Genomic DNA, 15,840 nt, shown 5'->3' on the forward strand with positions numbered 1-15,840 from the left:
GACCATCGTGGTCGACGCCGACCATCGGTGCACCCTGGCCGTCGTCGGTGCCGGACCCGCCGGACGGTCGCTCGCCCACCGCGCCGCGGGGGCCGGGATCGACGTCGTACTCGTCGACCGCGACCCCGAGCGGGTGTGGCGGTCGACCTACGCCACCTGGACCGACGAACTGCCGTGGTGGGTCGACCCGGCCGCCATCTCGCATCAGGTCGACGCGGTGGCGGTGTACTCCCCTTCGCACCACATCCTGCGACGCGGTTATACGGTGCTCGACACCGCCGCCCTGCAGCGCAGCCTGGGGCTGGACGGGGTCCGGGTGGTCGGTGGGACGGCGATGACCACCGACGCACGGTCGGTGTCGTTGAGCACCGGCGTCACCGTGCGCGCACAGGTCGTCGTCGACGCACGCGGGTCGATCTCGACGACCGGTCCCGCCCAGACCGCGTACGGGGTGTTCGTCCCCACCGGGGCAGCCGCACCGATCCTGGGCGCCGACCCGGCCGTCCTGATGGACTGGCGGCCGTTCGACGGCTCTGACCGACAGCCGCGCGTCGCGAGCTTCCTGTACACCGTCCCGGTCTCGGCCGACCGTGTTCTCGTCGAGGAGACGTGCCTCGTCGGGCACCCGGCGTTGTCGGTCGGCACCCTACGAGATCGCCTGCGTACCAGGATGAATCTTCGTGGGCACGCCGTCGACGTCGACGGTGACGACATCGAGCGGGTCCATTTCGCGGTCACCGGGGGCGGCGGACGCCCGTGGACGTCGCGACCCATGACGTTCGGTGCGGCCGGCGGGCTCATGCACCCGGCGACCGGGTACAGCGTCGCCACGTCGATGCGATGTGCCGACGACGTGGTCGCGGCAATCGAGCGCGGCAACGATCCCGGGTCGGCCCTGTGGTCGGCCCGCGCGCGACTGGTGCACACCCTGCGTCGGCGCGGGCTCAACGCACTGCTGGGACTCGACGCCGAGACGACCGTCGAGTTCTTCGACGCCTTCTTCGCGCTGCCGGCCGACCGGCAGCGGGCCTACCTCTCGGGTCGCGACGACCCGCGCGGGGTGATGGCGGCGATGCTCACGATGATGCGGGTCGCCGATCCCGGGGTCGGGATCGCAGTGGCGCGAGGGGCCGCGGCGCCGACCCGCTGGTGACCTTCAGTCACGCACGGCGGTGTCGCCCTCGGCGTCGAGCAGGCGGCGGATCAGGTCGGCCAGCTGTCGGAGTTCGTCGGAGGTGAGTGCCGAGACCGACGACGGCGGCCGCAGGAGGATCGCGTCGGCCGTCGCGATGGCGTCATGACCGGCCGCGGTGAGAGTGACGAGCTTGCGTCGCCGGTCGTCGGGGTGCGGGCGCCGCTCGACGAGTCCGTGCGCTTCGAGTTTGTCGACGATCAGCGTCGCGTACGGCGCGTCGACGTTGTTGGCCTCGGCGAGTTCGCGCAGCGTCATCGGTCGATCGCGCAGCTGGAACAGGACCTTGCCCCGACCACCACCCAATCGGAACCCGAGAGCCTCGGCGAGTGCGCCGCGGCGGTTCTGCGCCTCGACGTAGCGGTACATCAGCGTCCAGGCCCCGTGGTCCCGCTCGGTCGGATCACTCACCACGGCACCGTACGTCCCAGGTAGTCGACGTAGCGCAGATCCGTCGATCCGGACAGCGAGTCCAGCGTCGTGACGACATTCGGGATGGAGTCGTCGACGGTCAGACGTGCCTCGCTGCCACCGAGGTCGGTCTGTACCCACCCCGGCGCCATCAGCACCAGCGATCGCCGGTCGCCGACGTGCCGTGCGGCGTAACTGCGCACATAGGTGTTGAGCGCCGCCTTGCTGCCGCGATACACCTCGTGGCCTCCGTTGACGTTGTTGGTGACGCTCCCCTGTCCCGACGACATGACGCCGATGGTGCCGTCGGGCTCCACCAGGTCGGCCAGCGCCTCGATGACGCGCAACGGGCTCAGGGCGTTGGTGATCATCACCCGGGTGAACTCCTCGTCGGTGGTCTCGGCGACCGTCCCATCGGGTTCGTTCGTCACACCGGCGTTGATGAACAGGAGGTCGAAGGTGCGCCCGGACAGGCGATCACGCAGGGCAGCGATCTGGTCGGGCGCGGTGATGTCGACGGTCTCGATCTCGACGTCGCGGTCATCGCGGTCCGCGAGCTCGTGCAGCGGCGTGCGCGAGGAACCGCGCACGGTGGCCACCACGTGCCTGCCGAGCCCGGACCATTCGTCGGCGAGTGCGAGACCCAGGCCGCGGGAGGCCCCGATCAACAGGATGCGGTCGAGCGGACGAGGGGGTGCTTCCGACACCAAATCAGTTGTAGTCACAACAACCATTGTTACCACTACAACTAAAAGGGCGCCACCAAACATCGGCGACCGGGGCGACTAGCGCGGAAGTGCCCGCCACCGTTCGACCATGTCCTCGACGTCGATGGTGGGCACGACGATGCGTGAGGACGGGCCCAGCGACGGCGCCAGTCGTTCTCGCTTCACCCGGCGGTTGAAATCGACGAGGATGCGGCGAACCGACTCCTCGCTGCGTATGTCGCGCAACGACTCCGGATACTCCTGGCGTTCGCGCCGCAACTGCAACGTGGCCGGTAGCAACTCCGACGAATCGAGCCCCTCGTCCCGGATCTTCTTCTTGGCCCACCAGTCCGGGTCGTCGAGACCCCGCAGATCCAGCGGCTTGCCGAGACCGGGCAGGTCGTCGAAATCGCCCCGCTCACGGGCTTCCCGTATCAGTCGGTCGACACGGGATTCCGGTACCGGCGGCCGTTGCCAACGCCGCAGCCTGCGCGCACGTCTCGCGTCGAGATCCGACCTCGCGTCCGGGTCCGACGCCTCGGGAGGGTGGGTGGGCCGCTCGGGGCCGGTGTGAGGATCCACCGCCGATCGACGAGGGTCAGACGGTGAAGCCGAGCGCGCGGAGCTGCTCGCGTCCGTCGTCGGTGATCTTGTCCGGTCCCCACGGCGGCAGCCAGACCCAGTTGATCACCAGTTCGGTGCACAGGCCGCTGCCGACGACCGCGGCGCGCGACTGGTCCTCGATGACGTCGGTCAGCGGGCAGGCCGCCGAGGTGAGGGTCATGTCGATCTTCGCGACGGCCTCGGCGTCGACGTCGATGCCGTAGATGAGCCCGAGATCGACGACGTTGATCCCCAACTCGGGGTCGACCACGTCGCGCATGGCCTCCTCGATGTCGTCGAGGCTGGGCAGGGAGGTGGCCACCTCGCCGGTCGGTGCTGTGGTGTCGGTCATGTCAGTTCCTTTCCGCGGACTGCAGTGCAACGGTCTGTGCGAGAGCGTCTTTGAAGGCCAGCCAGCCCAGTAGCGCGCACTTGACGCGGGCCGGGTACTTGCTGACGCCGACGAAGGCGATGCCGTCGCCCACGACGTCCTCGTCGCCCTCGTCCTTCCCGCGTGAGGTCATCATGTCGTTGAACGAGCCGACCGTGGCCAGCGCCTCGGCGATGTCCATGCCGACCACCTGGTCGTAGAGCACCGACGTCGCGGCCTGGGAGATCGAGCAGCCCTGGCCGTCGTAGGAGATGTCGGTGACCGACGAGCCGTCGTCGGAGAGCGTGACACGCAGGGTGATCTCGTCGCCACACGTGGGGTTGACGTGGTGCACCTCGGCGCCGTACGGCTCACGGAGTCCGCGACCGTGCGGGTGCTTGTAATGGTCCAGGATGACCTCCTGGTACATCTGTTCCATTCTCATCGCTGCCCCGTTCCCGCAGTCACTCCGAAGAATTCCTGTGCGGTGACGATGGCCGCGGCGAGCGCGTCGACCTCGGCGGTGGTGTTGTAGGCGGCGAACGACGCGCGCGCGCTGGCCGCGACCCCCAGTCGCTTGTGCAGCGGCCACGCGCAGTGGTGCCCGACGCGGATGGCGACACCCTCGTCGTCGAGGACCTGGCCGAGGTCGTGCGCGTGGATGCCGTCGACAAGGAACGCCACCGCTCCCCCGCGGTTCGTCGTGTCGGTGGGACCGATGATCCGTACGCCCGGGATCGCGCCGAGCGCGGCGAGCGCGTGCCCGACGAGGACACGTTCATGCGACGCGATGGCGTCCATCCCGATGGCCTGCAGATAACGGACTGCTGCGCCGAGTCCGACGACCTGGGAGGTCATCGGGACGCCGGCCTCGAACCGCTGCGGCGGGTCGGCGTAGGTCGACACCTCCATCGACACGGTCTCGATCATTGATCCGCCGGTGATGAACGGGGGCAGTTCGGCCAGCAACGCGCGCTTGCCGTAGAGCACACCCACGCCCGACGGACCGAACATCTTGTGCCCGGAGAAGGCGGCGAAATCGACGTCGGACGCGGCGAAATCGACCGGCATGTGCGGAACCGACTGGCAGGCGTCGAGGACGACGAGGGCTCCGACCGCGCGGGCGCGGCGGACCATCTCGTCGACGTCGGTGACCGCGCCGGTCACATTGGACTGATGCGTGAACGCCAGGACCTTGACGGAGTCGTCGAGGTCGAGCGAGGTCAGGTCGACACGACCGTCGTCGGTGACGCCGTACCAACGCAGCGTCGCCCCGGTCCGGCGGCAGAGTTCCTGCCACGGAACGAGATTGGCGTGGTGTTCGAGTTCGGTGACGACGATCGTGTCGCCGGGTCCGAGCGGTTTCCCGCCGAACAACGCGCCCGATCGGTCGTCCCCGAGGGTGTAGGCGACGAGGTTGAGCGACTCGGTCGCGTTCTTGGTGAACACGATCTCGTCGGTCTCGGCGCCCACGAAGCCGGCGATGATCTCGCGGGCGTCCTCGTAGGCGTCGGTGGCCTCCTCGGCCAGCTGATGCGCGCCCCGGTGCACGGCGGCGTTGCAGGTGGTCAGGAAGTCCCGTTCGGCGTCGAGCACCTGCAACGGACGCTGCGAGGTCGCCCCGGAGTCGAGATAGACCAGGGGCTTCGAATCACGCACGGTCCGGGCCAGGATCGGGAAGTCGGCGCGGAGCCGCTCCACGTCGAGGGCGTCGACCGGCGATTCGGTCGCGACGGTTGTGGTCATGCGATCACCTCCCGAGAGAATGCGAGCGGTCCGTGGGGCGAACGCTCAGGCGCCCGCGGCCGCGCTGGTGAACTTCACGTAGCCGTTCTCCTCGAGCTCGTCGGCGAGCTCGGGGCCGCCGGACTCGACGACACGACCGTTGACGAAGACGTGGACGAACTCGGGCTTGATGTAGCGCAGGATCCGCGTGTAGTGCGTGATCAGCAGCACGCCGCCGTTCTCGCGCTCGCGGTAGCTGTTGACACCCTGCGAGACGACCCGCAGCGCGTCGACGTCGAGGCCGGAGTCGGTCTCGTCGAGGATCGCGATCTTCGGCTTGAGCATGCCCAGCTGCAGGATCTCGTGACGCTTCTTCTCACCACCGGAGAAGCCCTCGTTGACCGACCGCTCGACGAACGAGGGATCGATCTCCAACTCGCTCAGGGATTCCTTGACCTCTTTGACCCAGTGGCGCAGCTTGGGCGCCTCGCCGCGGACCGCGGTCGCCGCGGTGCGCAGGAAGTTCGACATCGAGACGCCGGGGACCTCGACCGGGTACTGCATGGCCAGGAACAGCCCGGCGCGTGCACGCTCGTCGACGGTCATCGCCAGGACGTCCTCACCGTCGAGGGTGATCGTCCCCTGGGTCACCTGGTATTTCGGGTGACCGGCGATCGCGTACGACAGCGTCGACTTGCCGGAACCGTTGGGCCCCATGATCGCGTGGGTCTGACCGGACTCGACGGTCAGGTCGACACCCTTGAGGATGACGATGGGCTCCGCGTCGGAGTCCTTGGGTGTGACGTTGACGTGCAGGTCACGGATTTCGAGTTTTGCCACGGTGTTTCAGTCCTCTTGGTCGTAGTCGTGCGAAGTGTGTGCGGGCGCGGAGCCCGTCAGGCCCGAGACATCTCAGGCACCGGCGATCTGGAGTTCGGCCTCGACGGCCGCCTCGAGTCGCTCGCGGATCTCGGGCACGCCGATCTTGGCGATGACCTCGCCGAAGAAACCACGGACCACCAGTCGTCGTGCCTGGTCCTCGGGGATGCCCCGAGCCTGTAGGTAGAACAACTGCTCGTCGTCGAATCGTCCCGTGGCGCTGGCGTGGCCGGCGCCGACGATCTCGCCGGTCTCGATCTCCAGGTTGGGCACCGAGTCGGCGCGCGCGCCGTCGGTCAGCAGCAGGTTGCGGTTGACCTCGAACGTCTCGGTGCCCTCGGCCTCCGCGCGGATCAGCACGTCGCCGACCCACACCGTGTGTGCCTCGCGGGCACGGTTGCTCGAATCGCCCTGCAGCGCACCCTTGTAGACGACGTTGGACTTGCAGTTGGGCTGCGAGTGGTCCACCAGCAGTCGCTGCTCCAGATGCTGTCCGGCGTCGGCGAAGTACAGGCCCCACATCTCGGCGTCGCCGCCCGGGCCGTCGTAGTGCACCAGCGGGGACAGACGGATCAGGTCGCCACCGAGGCTGATCGCGAAGTGCCGGATGGTCGCGTCGCGACCGAGCCGCACATGATGGGCGGCGACGTGCACGGTGTCGTCGGCCCAGTCGTGCAGGTTGACGACGGTCAGATGTGCACCGTCGGCGACCACGAACTCGATGTTCTCGGCGTAGGTACCGCTGCCGGCCTGATCGATGACGACCACGGCCCGCCCGAAGCGCTCGACACGGATCTGGGTGTGCCCGAACGCGACCTGTCCCTCACCGGGACCGGTGATGGTGACGGTGACCGGATCGGCCACCTCCACCTCGCGGCCGACGGTGATGACGGTGGCCGAGGTGAACGACGAGAACGCCTGCGCGGCGATCCGGTCGAACGGGACGCCGCCGTCACCGAGGCGCGTGTCGTCGCGATCGACGGTCTCGACGGTCACGCCGTCCGAGGCACCCTCGACGGAGACCGTCGCCGTGCCACTGGCCGTGGCCTCGCCGTTGTGCAGACCGCGCAGGCGACGGAACGGCGTGAAACGCCATGCCTCGTCGCGCGACCCGGGGACCTCGAAGGCGTTGACGTCGAACGAGGTGAACAGCTCACCCTTGTTGGTGACCGGGTGGACGTTCTCCCCGCGAACAGCGCCGACGACGCCGGCGGTGTCCGGGGTGATGTTCTCGGTACTCAACCGACGGATCCTTCCATCTGCAGCTCGATGAGCCGGTTCAGCTCCAGGGCGTACTCCATCGGGAGCTCCTTGGCGATCGGCTCGACGAACCCGCGGACCACCATGGCCATGGCCTCGTCCTCGGTCAGTCCGCGGCTCATCAGGTAGAAGAGCTGCTCGTCGCTGACCTTGGAGACGGTGGCCTCGTGGCCCATCGTCACGTCGTCCTCGCGGATGTCGACGTAGGGGTAGGTGTCGCTGCGGCTGATCTGGTCGACCAGCAGGGCGTCACACTTGACCGTCGATCGCGATCCGTGCGCACCCTTGTTGATCTGGACCAGACCGCGGTACGACGCGCGACCGCCGCCACGGGCGACCGACTTCGAGACGATGTTGCTCGACGTGTTGGGCGCGAGGTGCACCATCTTCGAACCGGTGTCCTGGTGCTGGCCGGGTCCGGCGAACGCCACCGAGAGCACCTCGCCCTTGGCGTGCTCACCGGTCATCCACACCGCGGGGTACTTCATGGTGACCTTGGAGCCGATGTTGCCGTCGACCCACTCCATCGTCGCGCCGGCCTCGGCCTTGGCGCGCTTGGTCACCAGGTTGTAGACGTTGTTCGACCAGTTCTGGATGGTCGTGTAGCGGCACCGACCACCCTTCTTGACGATGATCTCGACGACCGCGGAGTGCAGCGAGTCGGTCTTGTAGATCGGCGCGGTGCAGCCCTCGACGTAGTGCACGTAGGCGCCCTCGTCGACGATGATCAGCGTGCGCTCGAACTGACCCATGTTCTCGGTGTTGATGCGGAAATACGCCTGCAGCGGGATGTCGACGTGGACGCCCGGCGGGACGTAGATGAACGAGCCACCCGACCACACGGCGGTGTTCAGCGCGGAGAACTTGTTGTCACCGGCGGGGATGACGGTGCCGAAGTACTCGCGGAACAGCTCGGGCTGCTCCTTGAGCGCGGTGTCGGTGTCGAGGAACAACACGCCCTGGGCCTCGAGATCCTCTCGGATCGAGTGGTAGACGACCTCGGACTCGTACTGCGCCGCGACACCGGAGACGAGCCGCTGCTTCTCGGCCTCGGGGATGCCGAGCTTGTCGTAGGTGTTCTTGATATCGGCGGGCAGGTCGTCCCACGTGGCGGCCTGCTTCTCGCTGGAGCGCACGAAGTACTTGATGTTGTCGAAGTCGATGCCGTCGAGGTTCGAACCCCAGGTGGGCATGGGCTTCTTGCCGAAGGTCTGCAGCGCCTTGAGGCGCGCGGCCAGCATCCACTCGGGCTCGCTCTTGCGGGCCGAGATGTCGGCGACGACGGCCTCGTTGATGCCGCGCTTGGCGCTCGCACCGGCGACATCGGAGTCGGACCAGCCGTATCCGTAGGAGCCGAACGAGTCGATCGTCTCCTCCTGCGTCAGCGGCGTGGTGCCGGTGGGCAGCACGGTCGTTCCCGTCGCGGCGGTCTGGGGATCGGTGATTGTCATCGAGAATCCTCTCGTTTGGTGCCGGTGGCCGATGCGAGCTGTGCATCGGATCCCGACGGGCTGTCGATCGTGCTGCGGGAGTCGTCGGCGGCCGGTTCGGCCGGAGACGCCACCGCGAGCGGCACGTGGGTGGTGCAGGCGCAGTCACCGTTGGCGATGGTCGCCAGGCGCTGCACGTGCGTGCCGAGGAGGTCGGTGAACCGGGCGGTCTCGGCCTCGCACAGTTCGGGGAACTCGGTGGCCACATGGGCGACCGGGCAGTGGTGCTGGCAGATCTGCACACCGGCGCCGACGCGTCGGGTGTTGGCGGAGAAGCCCGCGGCGGTGAGGGCGACCGCGATCCGGTCGGCGGTCTCGATCACGGCGTCGGGATCGGAATCGCCCGCGGTGTTCCCGGGTACGTCGGACACGATCGCGTCGATCCGGTCGGCCGCGAAGTCACGGACCGCCTGGTCGCCCGCCACGTCACGCAGGCGACGCATCGCCGCCCCGGCGAGGTCGTCGTAGGCGTGGTGCAATTTGCCGCGTCCGATGGAGGTGAGCTGGAACTGCTTGGCCGGACGTCCGCGACCGCGCCGCGCATACCGCGTCGACACCGCCGACGCCCGGATCTCGCCGCCGGCGATGAGAGCATCGAGGTGCCTGCGCACACCCGCCGCGCTCATGCCCAGCTCCTCACCGATGTCACCGGCGGTGGCCGGTCCGTGCTCGACGAGGAAGGCCACCACCGCGGTGCGGGTCTGACCGTCGTGTGACACCGACACCGGTGCAGCACCGGCGTCGACGGACACGGCAGAACCGTCCTGAGTGGATTTCACAACACAAGTGTCACCTAATTGGACACCGCATGCCAGCAAGGGTTACCTATCCTGCTCTGACCACGGCCGGGACCGCATGACCATCGATACCCGAACACCGCGGAAAGACCTGCACACGCGCCCGACCACCCGCGTCGCCGAAGACGATTACAGTCTTGTCTTGTGCCCGATCCCACACCTCGCGCGGAGCTGCCTGCGCACGCAGGGAGCGTCGACACCACCGATCCCGACGCCGTGACCGGCGTCCGGGCCCGCGTCCGCGCCATGCTGACCTACCTGGGGTTACGGCATCGGTCGGCGACGCCCGCGGTCGACGACACCGGCGACTACGGCGTCACCATGGCCCGCCTGCACGGTGACGAGCCCGAGGTGGGCGACCTCGAGCCGGACGAGAACCGTCGTCTCAACCGCGTCCGCGTCTTCGGGGCCGTCGGGTCGATCCTGATCCTGATCGGCTCGCTGGGCACCGGCGCCGTCCCCGTCCTGCAGAACCCCATCGCCGGGGTCCGGCTGCTGTCGCTGCCCTCGCGCATGTGGCCGGTCGCGCTGACGCTGTCCATCGGCGGCACCCTGATCCTGGTACTGGCCTGGCTGTTGCTCGGGCGCTTCGCGGTCGGCCGGCTCAACGTCGAGGTGATGGGCGGCAAAACACCCCGACGCCGCATGACGCAGCGGCAGGCCGATCGCACGCTGCTGCTGTGGATCACGCCGATCATCCTGGCGCCCCCACTGCTGAGCAAGGACATCTACTCGTATCTCGCGCAGAGCGCGATCGCCTACCGCGGGATGGATCCCTACAAGGTCAGCCCGGTCCGCGGCCTCGGGGTCGGCGACGTGCTGACGCGGTCGGTGCCCAATCTGTGGCGTGACACCCCGGCGCCGTACGGACCGCTGTTCCTGTGGCTCGGCAAGAACATCACCGCCATCACCGGCGACAACCTCACCACCGCGATCCTGCTGCACCGCGTGCTCGCACTGGTGGGCGTCGCGCTCATCGTCTGGGCGCTGCCCCGCCTGGCCCGCCGCTGCGGGGTGTCGCCGACCGCCGCGCTCTGGCTCGGCGCCCTCAACCCGCTGTTGATCCTGCATCTGGTCGGCGGCATCCACAACGAGGCCCTGATGCTGGGACTGATGCTCGCCGGCCTCGAGCTGTGTTTCCGGGCGATCTACGGCACCCACCGACTCCGACGGGTCGGGACGGTCCTGCCGAGTCCGTCCGGATGGCTGCTGATCGCGGGCACGGCGATCATCGCGGCCTCGGCGATGATCAAGATCAGTTCGCTGCTGGCCCTCGGTTTCGTCGGCATCGCCCTCGCCCTGCGCTGGGGTGCCACCCTGCCCGCACTGCGCCACGCACCGCCCTCGCAGTGGTGGGCGCGCTCCCGACAGTCGGTGATCGCGCTCGCCGCGTCCGCGACCGTGCTGGTGACCGTCCTCGTGGTCGTGGTCGTCTCGATCTGCCTCGGCACCGGCCTGGGCTTCGGCTGGACGTCGACGCTGAGCACCGGCGGAGTGGTCCGGTCGTGGATGTCGATGCCCACGTTGCTGTCGGTGACCGGTGGTCGGGTCGGCGTGCTGATGGGACTCGGCGACCACACCCAGGCGATGCTCGACGTCGCGCGCCCCATCGGGCAGGTCATCGCGGGGCTGTTCATCATCCGATGGCTGCTCGCCGCCCTGGCCGGCCGACTTCATCCGCTCGGTGCGCTCGGGATCGCGATGGCGACGTTCGTGCTGCTGTTCCCGTTCGTACAGGCCTGGTACCTGCTCTGGGCGGTCATCCCGCTGGCCGCGTGGGCGACCGGTCGGTGGTTCCGCCTCGTCGCGATCGCCGTCTCGGCGATCATCGCCGTGGTGGTGTTGCCCACAGGGGCGGGCACGCGCGGCTTCCAACTCGCGGAGGCGATCGTCGCGTCGATCTTCCTCACCGCTGTGCTCACCGCCGTGTTCTTCGAGAAGATGCCCTGGCAGAAGACCGGCGACGCCCCGCCGACCGTCGATCACGACGACGTCGGACCACCGCCTCCCGGGCCCACCGAGGCGGCGCCGGCCCGCGAGCCGGCGACCGCGACCCCCGGGGACTGATCGGCGACACCGCCGTCCACGCAGGTCCGTTTGGCGACTCGAGGCCGCCGACGAATAGTGTTGGGCCCTGTGAAGAGTCCCCTCGGTCGCCCGGCCGCCGCGCCGCCCGCCGACGGGAGCGGTTCCGTGCACACCGGACCCGGTGCCGACGCGCCCGCATTGCAGATCCGCGGGCTGGTCAAGCGGTACGGCGACCTGACCGCGGTCGACGGTCTCGACCTCGACCTCCAGCGCGGGCAGGTGCTCGCCCTCCTCGGTCCCAACGGTGCGGGCAAGACCACGACGGTCGAGATCTGCGAGGGGTTCGGTGTCCCTGACTCCGGCGAGGTCCGCGTGCTGGGTCTGGACCCGGTCGCCGACAACGAACGCCTGCGCACCCGCATCGGGGTCATGCTGCAGGGCGGCGGCGCCTACCCGGGCGCCCGCGCCGGCGAGATGTTGCGACTGTGCGCCGCCTACTCGGCCAACCCGATCGACCCCGACTGGCTGCTGCGGACCCTCGGGCTCGTCGACGCCGCCCGCACCTCCTACCGCCGTCTGTCGGGTGGGCAGCAGCAGCGACTGGCCCTGGCGTGCGCCATCGTCGGACGTCCGGAGTTGGTGTTCCTCGACGAGCCGACCGCCGGACTGGACGCCGCAGCGCGGATCCTGGTGTGGGAGTTGATCGATCGGCTCCGCGCCGACGGGGTGTCGGTGCTGCTGACCACCCACCTGATGGACGAGGCCGAACAACTCGCCGACGACCTGATCATCATCGACAAAGGCCGCGTCGTCGCGCACGGCACACCCGCCGAGGTGACCAGTCGTGGCGCCGAGAACGAACTGCGTTTCCGCGCACCCCGCGGACTCGACCTGACCCTGCTCGTGTCGATCCTCGCCGAGGGCTACCGCGTCTCGGAGGTCAACCCCGGCACCTACCTCGTGGCGGGCGAGGTCACCCCCCAGGTGCTCGCCGCCGTGACCGGGTGGTGCGCCAAGATCAACGTGCTCGCCACTGACCTCCGCGTGGAGACACGCAGCCTCGAGGACGTCTTCCTCGACCTGACCGGACGGGAGTTGCGCGGATGACCACCCCCGCGGCCTCACGGGCCTCCCACTTCACCCCGGGCCAGTTCACCCCCGATCCGCGCCCGGCGCCGGTCCTGCGGATGCTTCTCGCCCAGTCGCGGATCGAGCTGATCCTGCTGCTGCGCAACGGCGAGCAGTTGCTGCTGACGCTCTTCATCCCGGTCACCCTGCTGATCGGTCTGTGCCTGTTGCCGATCGGCACCTTCGAGGAGAACCGCGCCGACCGGTTCGTCCCCGCGATCATGACGGTCGCGGTGATGTCGACCGCGTTCACCGGCCAGGCGATCGCGGTCGGCTTTGACCGCCGCTACGGCGCGCTCAAACGACTCGGCGCCACCCCTCTGCCCCGCTGGGGCGTCATCGCGGGCAAGTCGATCGCCGTCGCGATCGTCGTGGTGCTGCAGGCGATCATCATCGGCCTCATCGGCGTCGCCTTCGGATGGAACTGGTCGGTGCCGGGGCTGCTCCTCGGTGCCGTCGCCATCGCGATCGGCACGATGGCGTTCTCCGCGCTGGGGTTGCTGCTCGGCGGCACGCTGCGGGCCGAGATCGTGCTCGCGTTGGCCAACGTCATCTGGTTCGTGCTCATCGGTGTCGGCAGCCTGGTCGTCATCGGCGACGGTGTCCCGACCGCCGTCCGCTGGATCGCCCGGTGCACCCCCTCGGGGGCGTTGAGCGAGATCCTGCACCGCGCGGGCGAGCAGTCCGTCGACTACGTGGGTTTCGGCGTGCTCATCGCCTGGGGTGTCGTCGCCGGGGCCGCCGCCGTGCGGTATTTCCGCTTCACCTGAAGGCCGCGTGGCCAGGATCACGTGGGTACACCGACGCGTTGGTGATGCGCTCTCACCGGGGTCTATAGCATCGAAGCCGTGTTGTATCGCGGTTTCGTCCGGCTGGTGAATCACCTCCCACTCCCCTCCCGACGCGTACAGGTCGGCATCGCCATCGCGGTGATGCTCTCGCAGGCCGGTATCGCTGTCACCGGGTCGATCGTGCGGGTCACGTCGTCCGGCCTCGGTTGCCCCACGTGGCCACAGTGCTTCCCGGGCAGCTTCACCCCCGAGCCGCACGCGTCGGTGGCCGCCATCCACACCGCGGTCGAGTTCGGCAACCGGATGCTGACGTTCGCGGTGGTCCTCACCGCGGCTCTGATCGTCCTGGCCGTCACCCGCGCGAACCGTCGCCGCGAGGTCCGCTTCTACGCGTGGCTGATGCCGCTCTCGACGGTCCTGCAGGCCGTTCTCGGTGGCCTCACCGTGCTCACCGGCCTGCTCTGGTGGACCGTCGCGATCCACCTGCTGGTGTCGATGGGGATGGTCTGGCTGTCGGTGCTGCTGCTCGAGAAGGTCCGCGAGCCCGACGACGGCGAGGCGCTGAAGCAGGTGCCCGACCCGCTGCGCTGGCTGGCCGCGCTCAGTGCCGTGGTGATGAGTGCACTGCTGGTGGCCGGCACGATGGTCACCGGCGCCGGACCGCACGCCGGGGACAAGAGTGTCGAGAAGCCGGTCCCCCGGCTGGCGATCGAGATCACCACGCTGGTGCACGCGCACGCCGAGCTGATGATCGCGTACCTGGCCCTGGTGGTCGCGCTGGGATTCGGGCTCGCGGCGGTCGGTGCACCCGTCCGCCTGCGACGCCGTCTCTACGTCCTGGTGGCGCTCGTGCTGGCCCAGGGACTGATCGGCCTCACCCAGTACCTCACCGGGGTTCCCGAGGTGCTCGTGGTCATGCACGTGGCCGGCGCCGGGGCGTGTGTCGCCGCGACCGCCGCGCTGCGGGTCGCGATGCGACCCCGTCAGGCGATGACGCCGTCGACCGACGCGGTTGCGTCACCGACCGAGGCACCCGGCCTGCACGCCTGATCGATCAGCTGCGGGCGACCCATCCGGCCATCGTGGCCCAGTGACCCGTGCGTGGTGTCGCCGCGGCACTGAGCTCGCGATCCCACTCGGCTAGTTCGAGGCCGTCCACGGCGCCGACGAGCGCGTGCGCGGTCTCCACGTCCTCGACGACCTGATCACCCATCACGCCGTTCTCCGAGCCGACCATGAGGACCCGCACGCCGGAGGTGCCGACCGGTTCGATCACCGCACTGGCGGAACCGCCGTTGCTGCGCACGAAGCGGGCGGCCGCGGCGAGCGTGCCGCGCGGGATGCGGATCGACCGTGCGTTCTCGTCCTGCTCGACGGTGCCCTGGTCTTCGGTGGTATCGGCCATGCACGCCAGCATATCGGTGGGCCTGCGACACCCGGTCGGACGCCTCGCGGTAGAACGGTGGGCATGAAGGCAATCCACGTCACCGCCCACGGCGGACCCGAAGTCCTGCGCAGCGTCGACGTCGACGATCCGACCCCGGGACCCGGTCAGTTGGCCGTACGGGTGGGCGCAGTCGGGATCAACTTCATCGACACCTACCTGCGATCGGGGCTCTATCCGTCGCAGACGCCGTATGTCCCGGGCTCGGAGGGCGCGGGCACCGTCGTCGCGGTCGGCGAGGGTGTCGACGAGAGCCGGGTCGGATCGCGCGTCGCGTGGTCGGACGCGCCGGGCAGCTACGCCGAGATCGCGCTGGTCACCGCCGCGCGCGCGGTGCCGGTACCGGACGGGGTCAGTGACCCGGTCGCCGCCAGCGCCCTCCTGCAGGGACTGACCGCGCACTATCTCCTCGACGGCAGCGCGCATCCGCAGGGACCCACCGCGGACACGCCCGGCGACACGATCCTGGTGCACGCGGGTGCCGGCGGTGTCGGGCTCGTGCTGACCCAGATGGCGGCGGCCCGCGGGATCCGGGTGATCACGACGGTGTCCACCGACGCCAAGGAAGAACTCTCGCGTACCGCGGGGGCGTCGGAGGTGCTGCGCTACGGCGACCACGTCGCGGACACGGTCCGCGAACTCACCGACGGCGCGGGCGTCGCGGTGGTCTACGACGGCGTCGGGGCCGACACCTTCGAACAGAGTCTGCGCAGCACCCGCGTGCGCGGAACGGTCGTGCTCTTCGGTGCCGCCAGCGGCCCGGTACCGCCGTTCGACCTGCAGCGACTCAACGGACTCGGCTCACTGAGCGTGACCCGCCCGACGCTGGCGAACTTCGTGTCCGATCCGGACGAGTTCGCCTGGCGCAGCGGCGAGGTGATGTCGGCGGTGGCACAGGGACGGGTCGACGTCCGGGTGGGCAACAGCTATGCGTTGGCCGACGCCGAGCAGGCGCACCGCGATCTCGAGGCTCGCGCGACGACGGGATCGGTCGTGCTCATCCCCTGATCGCGCC

General features: G+C 69.1%; 17 protein-coding genes. 6 read left to right on the top strand and 11 right to left on the bottom strand.

Going from position 1 to position 15,840, the window contains the following annotated elements; genetic code table 11:
* Nucleotides 1-7: 7 nt before the first annotated feature.
* The gene (locus LX13_RS20865) at nucleotides 8-1,153 is read left to right on the top strand and encodes a lycopene cyclase family protein (protein ID WP_253663242.1); all 1,146 of its coding nucleotides are present in this window, start codon (nucleotides 8-10) and stop codon (nucleotides 1,151-1,153) included.
* 3 nt (nucleotides 1,154-1,156) lie between these two features.
* Here the strand turns inward: LX13_RS20865 and LX13_RS20870 are convergent, their stop codons facing one another.
* From LX13_RS20870 to LX13_RS20915, 10 genes are all read right to left on the bottom strand, one after another.
* Nucleotides 1,157-1,603, bottom strand: coding sequence for a MarR family winged helix-turn-helix transcriptional regulator (locus LX13_RS20870; protein WP_253663243.1), 447 nt, complete (start codon nucleotides 1,601-1,603; stop codon nucleotides 1,157-1,159).
* Nucleotides 1,600-2,310, bottom strand: a complete 711-nt coding sequence (locus LX13_RS20875) for an SDR family oxidoreductase (RefSeq protein WP_253663244.1) — start codon at nucleotides 2,308-2,310, stop codon at nucleotides 1,600-1,602. Before LX13_RS20875 ends, LX13_RS20870 begins: the two co-directional genes overlap by 4 nt.
* Nucleotides 2,311-2,388: 78 nt before the next feature.
* On the bottom strand, nucleotides 2,389-2,796 hold the full coding sequence (locus LX13_RS20880; RefSeq protein WP_253663628.1) for a DnaJ family domain-containing protein: 408 nt from the start codon (nucleotides 2,794-2,796) through the stop codon (nucleotides 2,389-2,391).
* A gap of 112 nt (nucleotides 2,797-2,908) precedes the next feature.
* A complete protein-coding gene (locus LX13_RS20885; protein ID WP_253663245.1) occupies nucleotides 2,909-3,265 on the bottom strand; it encodes a metal-sulfur cluster assembly factor in 357 nt (118 codons plus the stop codon).
* A gap of 1 nt (nucleotide 3,266) precedes the next feature.
* A complete protein-coding gene (gene sufU / locus LX13_RS20890) occupies nucleotides 3,267-3,728 on the bottom strand; it encodes a Fe-S cluster assembly sulfur transfer protein SufU (protein WP_253663246.1) in 462 nt (153 codons plus the stop codon).
* Nucleotides 3,725-5,029: a cysteine desulfurase gene (locus LX13_RS20895; protein WP_253663247.1), complete on the bottom strand. Its 1,305-nt coding sequence runs from the start codon at nucleotides 5,027-5,029 to the stop codon at nucleotides 3,725-3,727. The genes sufU and LX13_RS20895 overlap by 4 nt, the downstream gene beginning before the upstream one ends.
* Nucleotides 5,030-5,074: 45 nt before the next feature.
* Nucleotides 5,075-5,848 (bottom strand): Fe-S cluster assembly ATPase SufC, encoded by a 774-nt coding sequence (gene sufC / locus LX13_RS20900; protein ID WP_253663248.1) that lies wholly within the window; start codon nucleotides 5,846-5,848, stop codon nucleotides 5,075-5,077.
* 72 nt (nucleotides 5,849-5,920) lie between these two features.
* The gene (gene sufD, locus LX13_RS20905; RefSeq protein ID WP_372500018.1) at nucleotides 5,921-7,114 is read right to left on the bottom strand and encodes a Fe-S cluster assembly protein SufD; all 1,194 of its coding nucleotides are present in this window, start codon (nucleotides 7,112-7,114) and stop codon (nucleotides 5,921-5,923) included.
* An 11-nt stretch (nucleotides 7,115-7,125) separates the two neighbouring features.
* Complete coding sequence (sufB, locus tag LX13_RS20910) at nucleotides 7,126-8,598, bottom strand: Fe-S cluster assembly protein SufB (protein ID WP_253663249.1); 1,473 nt, start codon at nucleotides 8,596-8,598, stop codon at nucleotides 7,126-7,128.
* Nucleotides 8,595-9,416, bottom strand: a complete 822-nt coding sequence (locus LX13_RS20915; protein ID WP_253663250.1) for a helix-turn-helix transcriptional regulator — start codon at nucleotides 9,414-9,416, stop codon at nucleotides 8,595-8,597. The genes sufB and LX13_RS20915 overlap by 4 nt, the downstream gene beginning before the upstream one ends.
* A gap of 264 nt (nucleotides 9,417-9,680) precedes the next feature.
* On the opposite strand from LX13_RS20915, the gene mptB reads away from it, so the two are divergent.
* The 4 genes from mptB (at nucleotide 9,681) to LX13_RS20935 (ending at nucleotide 14,431) form a co-directional block, all read left to right on the top strand.
* Entirely contained in the window at nucleotides 9,681-11,501 is a 1,821-nt protein-coding gene (gene mptB / locus LX13_RS20920; protein WP_253663630.1) for a polyprenol phosphomannose-dependent alpha 1,6 mannosyltransferase MptB, read from the top strand.
* Nucleotides 11,502-11,627: 126 nt separating this feature from the next.
* Nucleotides 11,628-12,569: an ABC transporter ATP-binding protein gene (locus LX13_RS20925; protein WP_253663631.1), complete on the top strand. Its 942-nt coding sequence runs from the start codon at nucleotides 11,628-11,630 to the stop codon at nucleotides 12,567-12,569.
* Nucleotides 12,566-13,360 carry an ABC transporter permease gene (locus LX13_RS20930; protein ID WP_253663251.1) on the top strand — a complete coding sequence of 265 codons (795 nt, stop codon included), beginning with the start codon at nucleotides 12,566-12,568 and terminating at the stop codon, nucleotides 13,358-13,360. The genes LX13_RS20925 and LX13_RS20930 overlap by 4 nt, the downstream gene beginning before the upstream one ends.
* Before the next feature lie 78 nt (nucleotides 13,361-13,438).
* Nucleotides 13,439-14,431: a COX15/CtaA family protein gene (locus LX13_RS20935; protein ID WP_253663252.1), complete on the top strand. Its 993-nt coding sequence runs from the start codon at nucleotides 13,439-13,441 to the stop codon at nucleotides 14,429-14,431.
* A 4-nt stretch (nucleotides 14,432-14,435) separates the two neighbouring features.
* Here LX13_RS20935 and LX13_RS20940 read toward each other — a convergent pair whose 3' ends face one another.
* A complete protein-coding gene (locus LX13_RS20940; protein ID WP_253663253.1) occupies nucleotides 14,436-14,786 on the bottom strand; it encodes a hypothetical protein in 351 nt (116 codons plus the stop codon).
* Between the two features lie 63 nt (nucleotides 14,787-14,849).
* Here LX13_RS20940 and LX13_RS20945 point away from each other — a divergent pair, with 63 nt between their 5' ends.
* Nucleotides 14,850-15,833 carry a quinone oxidoreductase family protein gene (locus LX13_RS20945; protein WP_253663254.1) on the top strand — a complete coding sequence of 328 codons (984 nt, stop codon included), beginning with the start codon at nucleotides 14,850-14,852 and terminating at the stop codon, nucleotides 15,831-15,833.
* The last annotated feature ends 7 nt before the right edge of the window (nucleotides 15,834-15,840 follow it).

This window comes from Williamsia maris (assembly GCF_024171815.1).
Lineage (GTDB): Bacteria > Actinomycetota > Actinomycetes > Mycobacteriales > Mycobacteriaceae > Williamsia_A > Williamsia_A maris.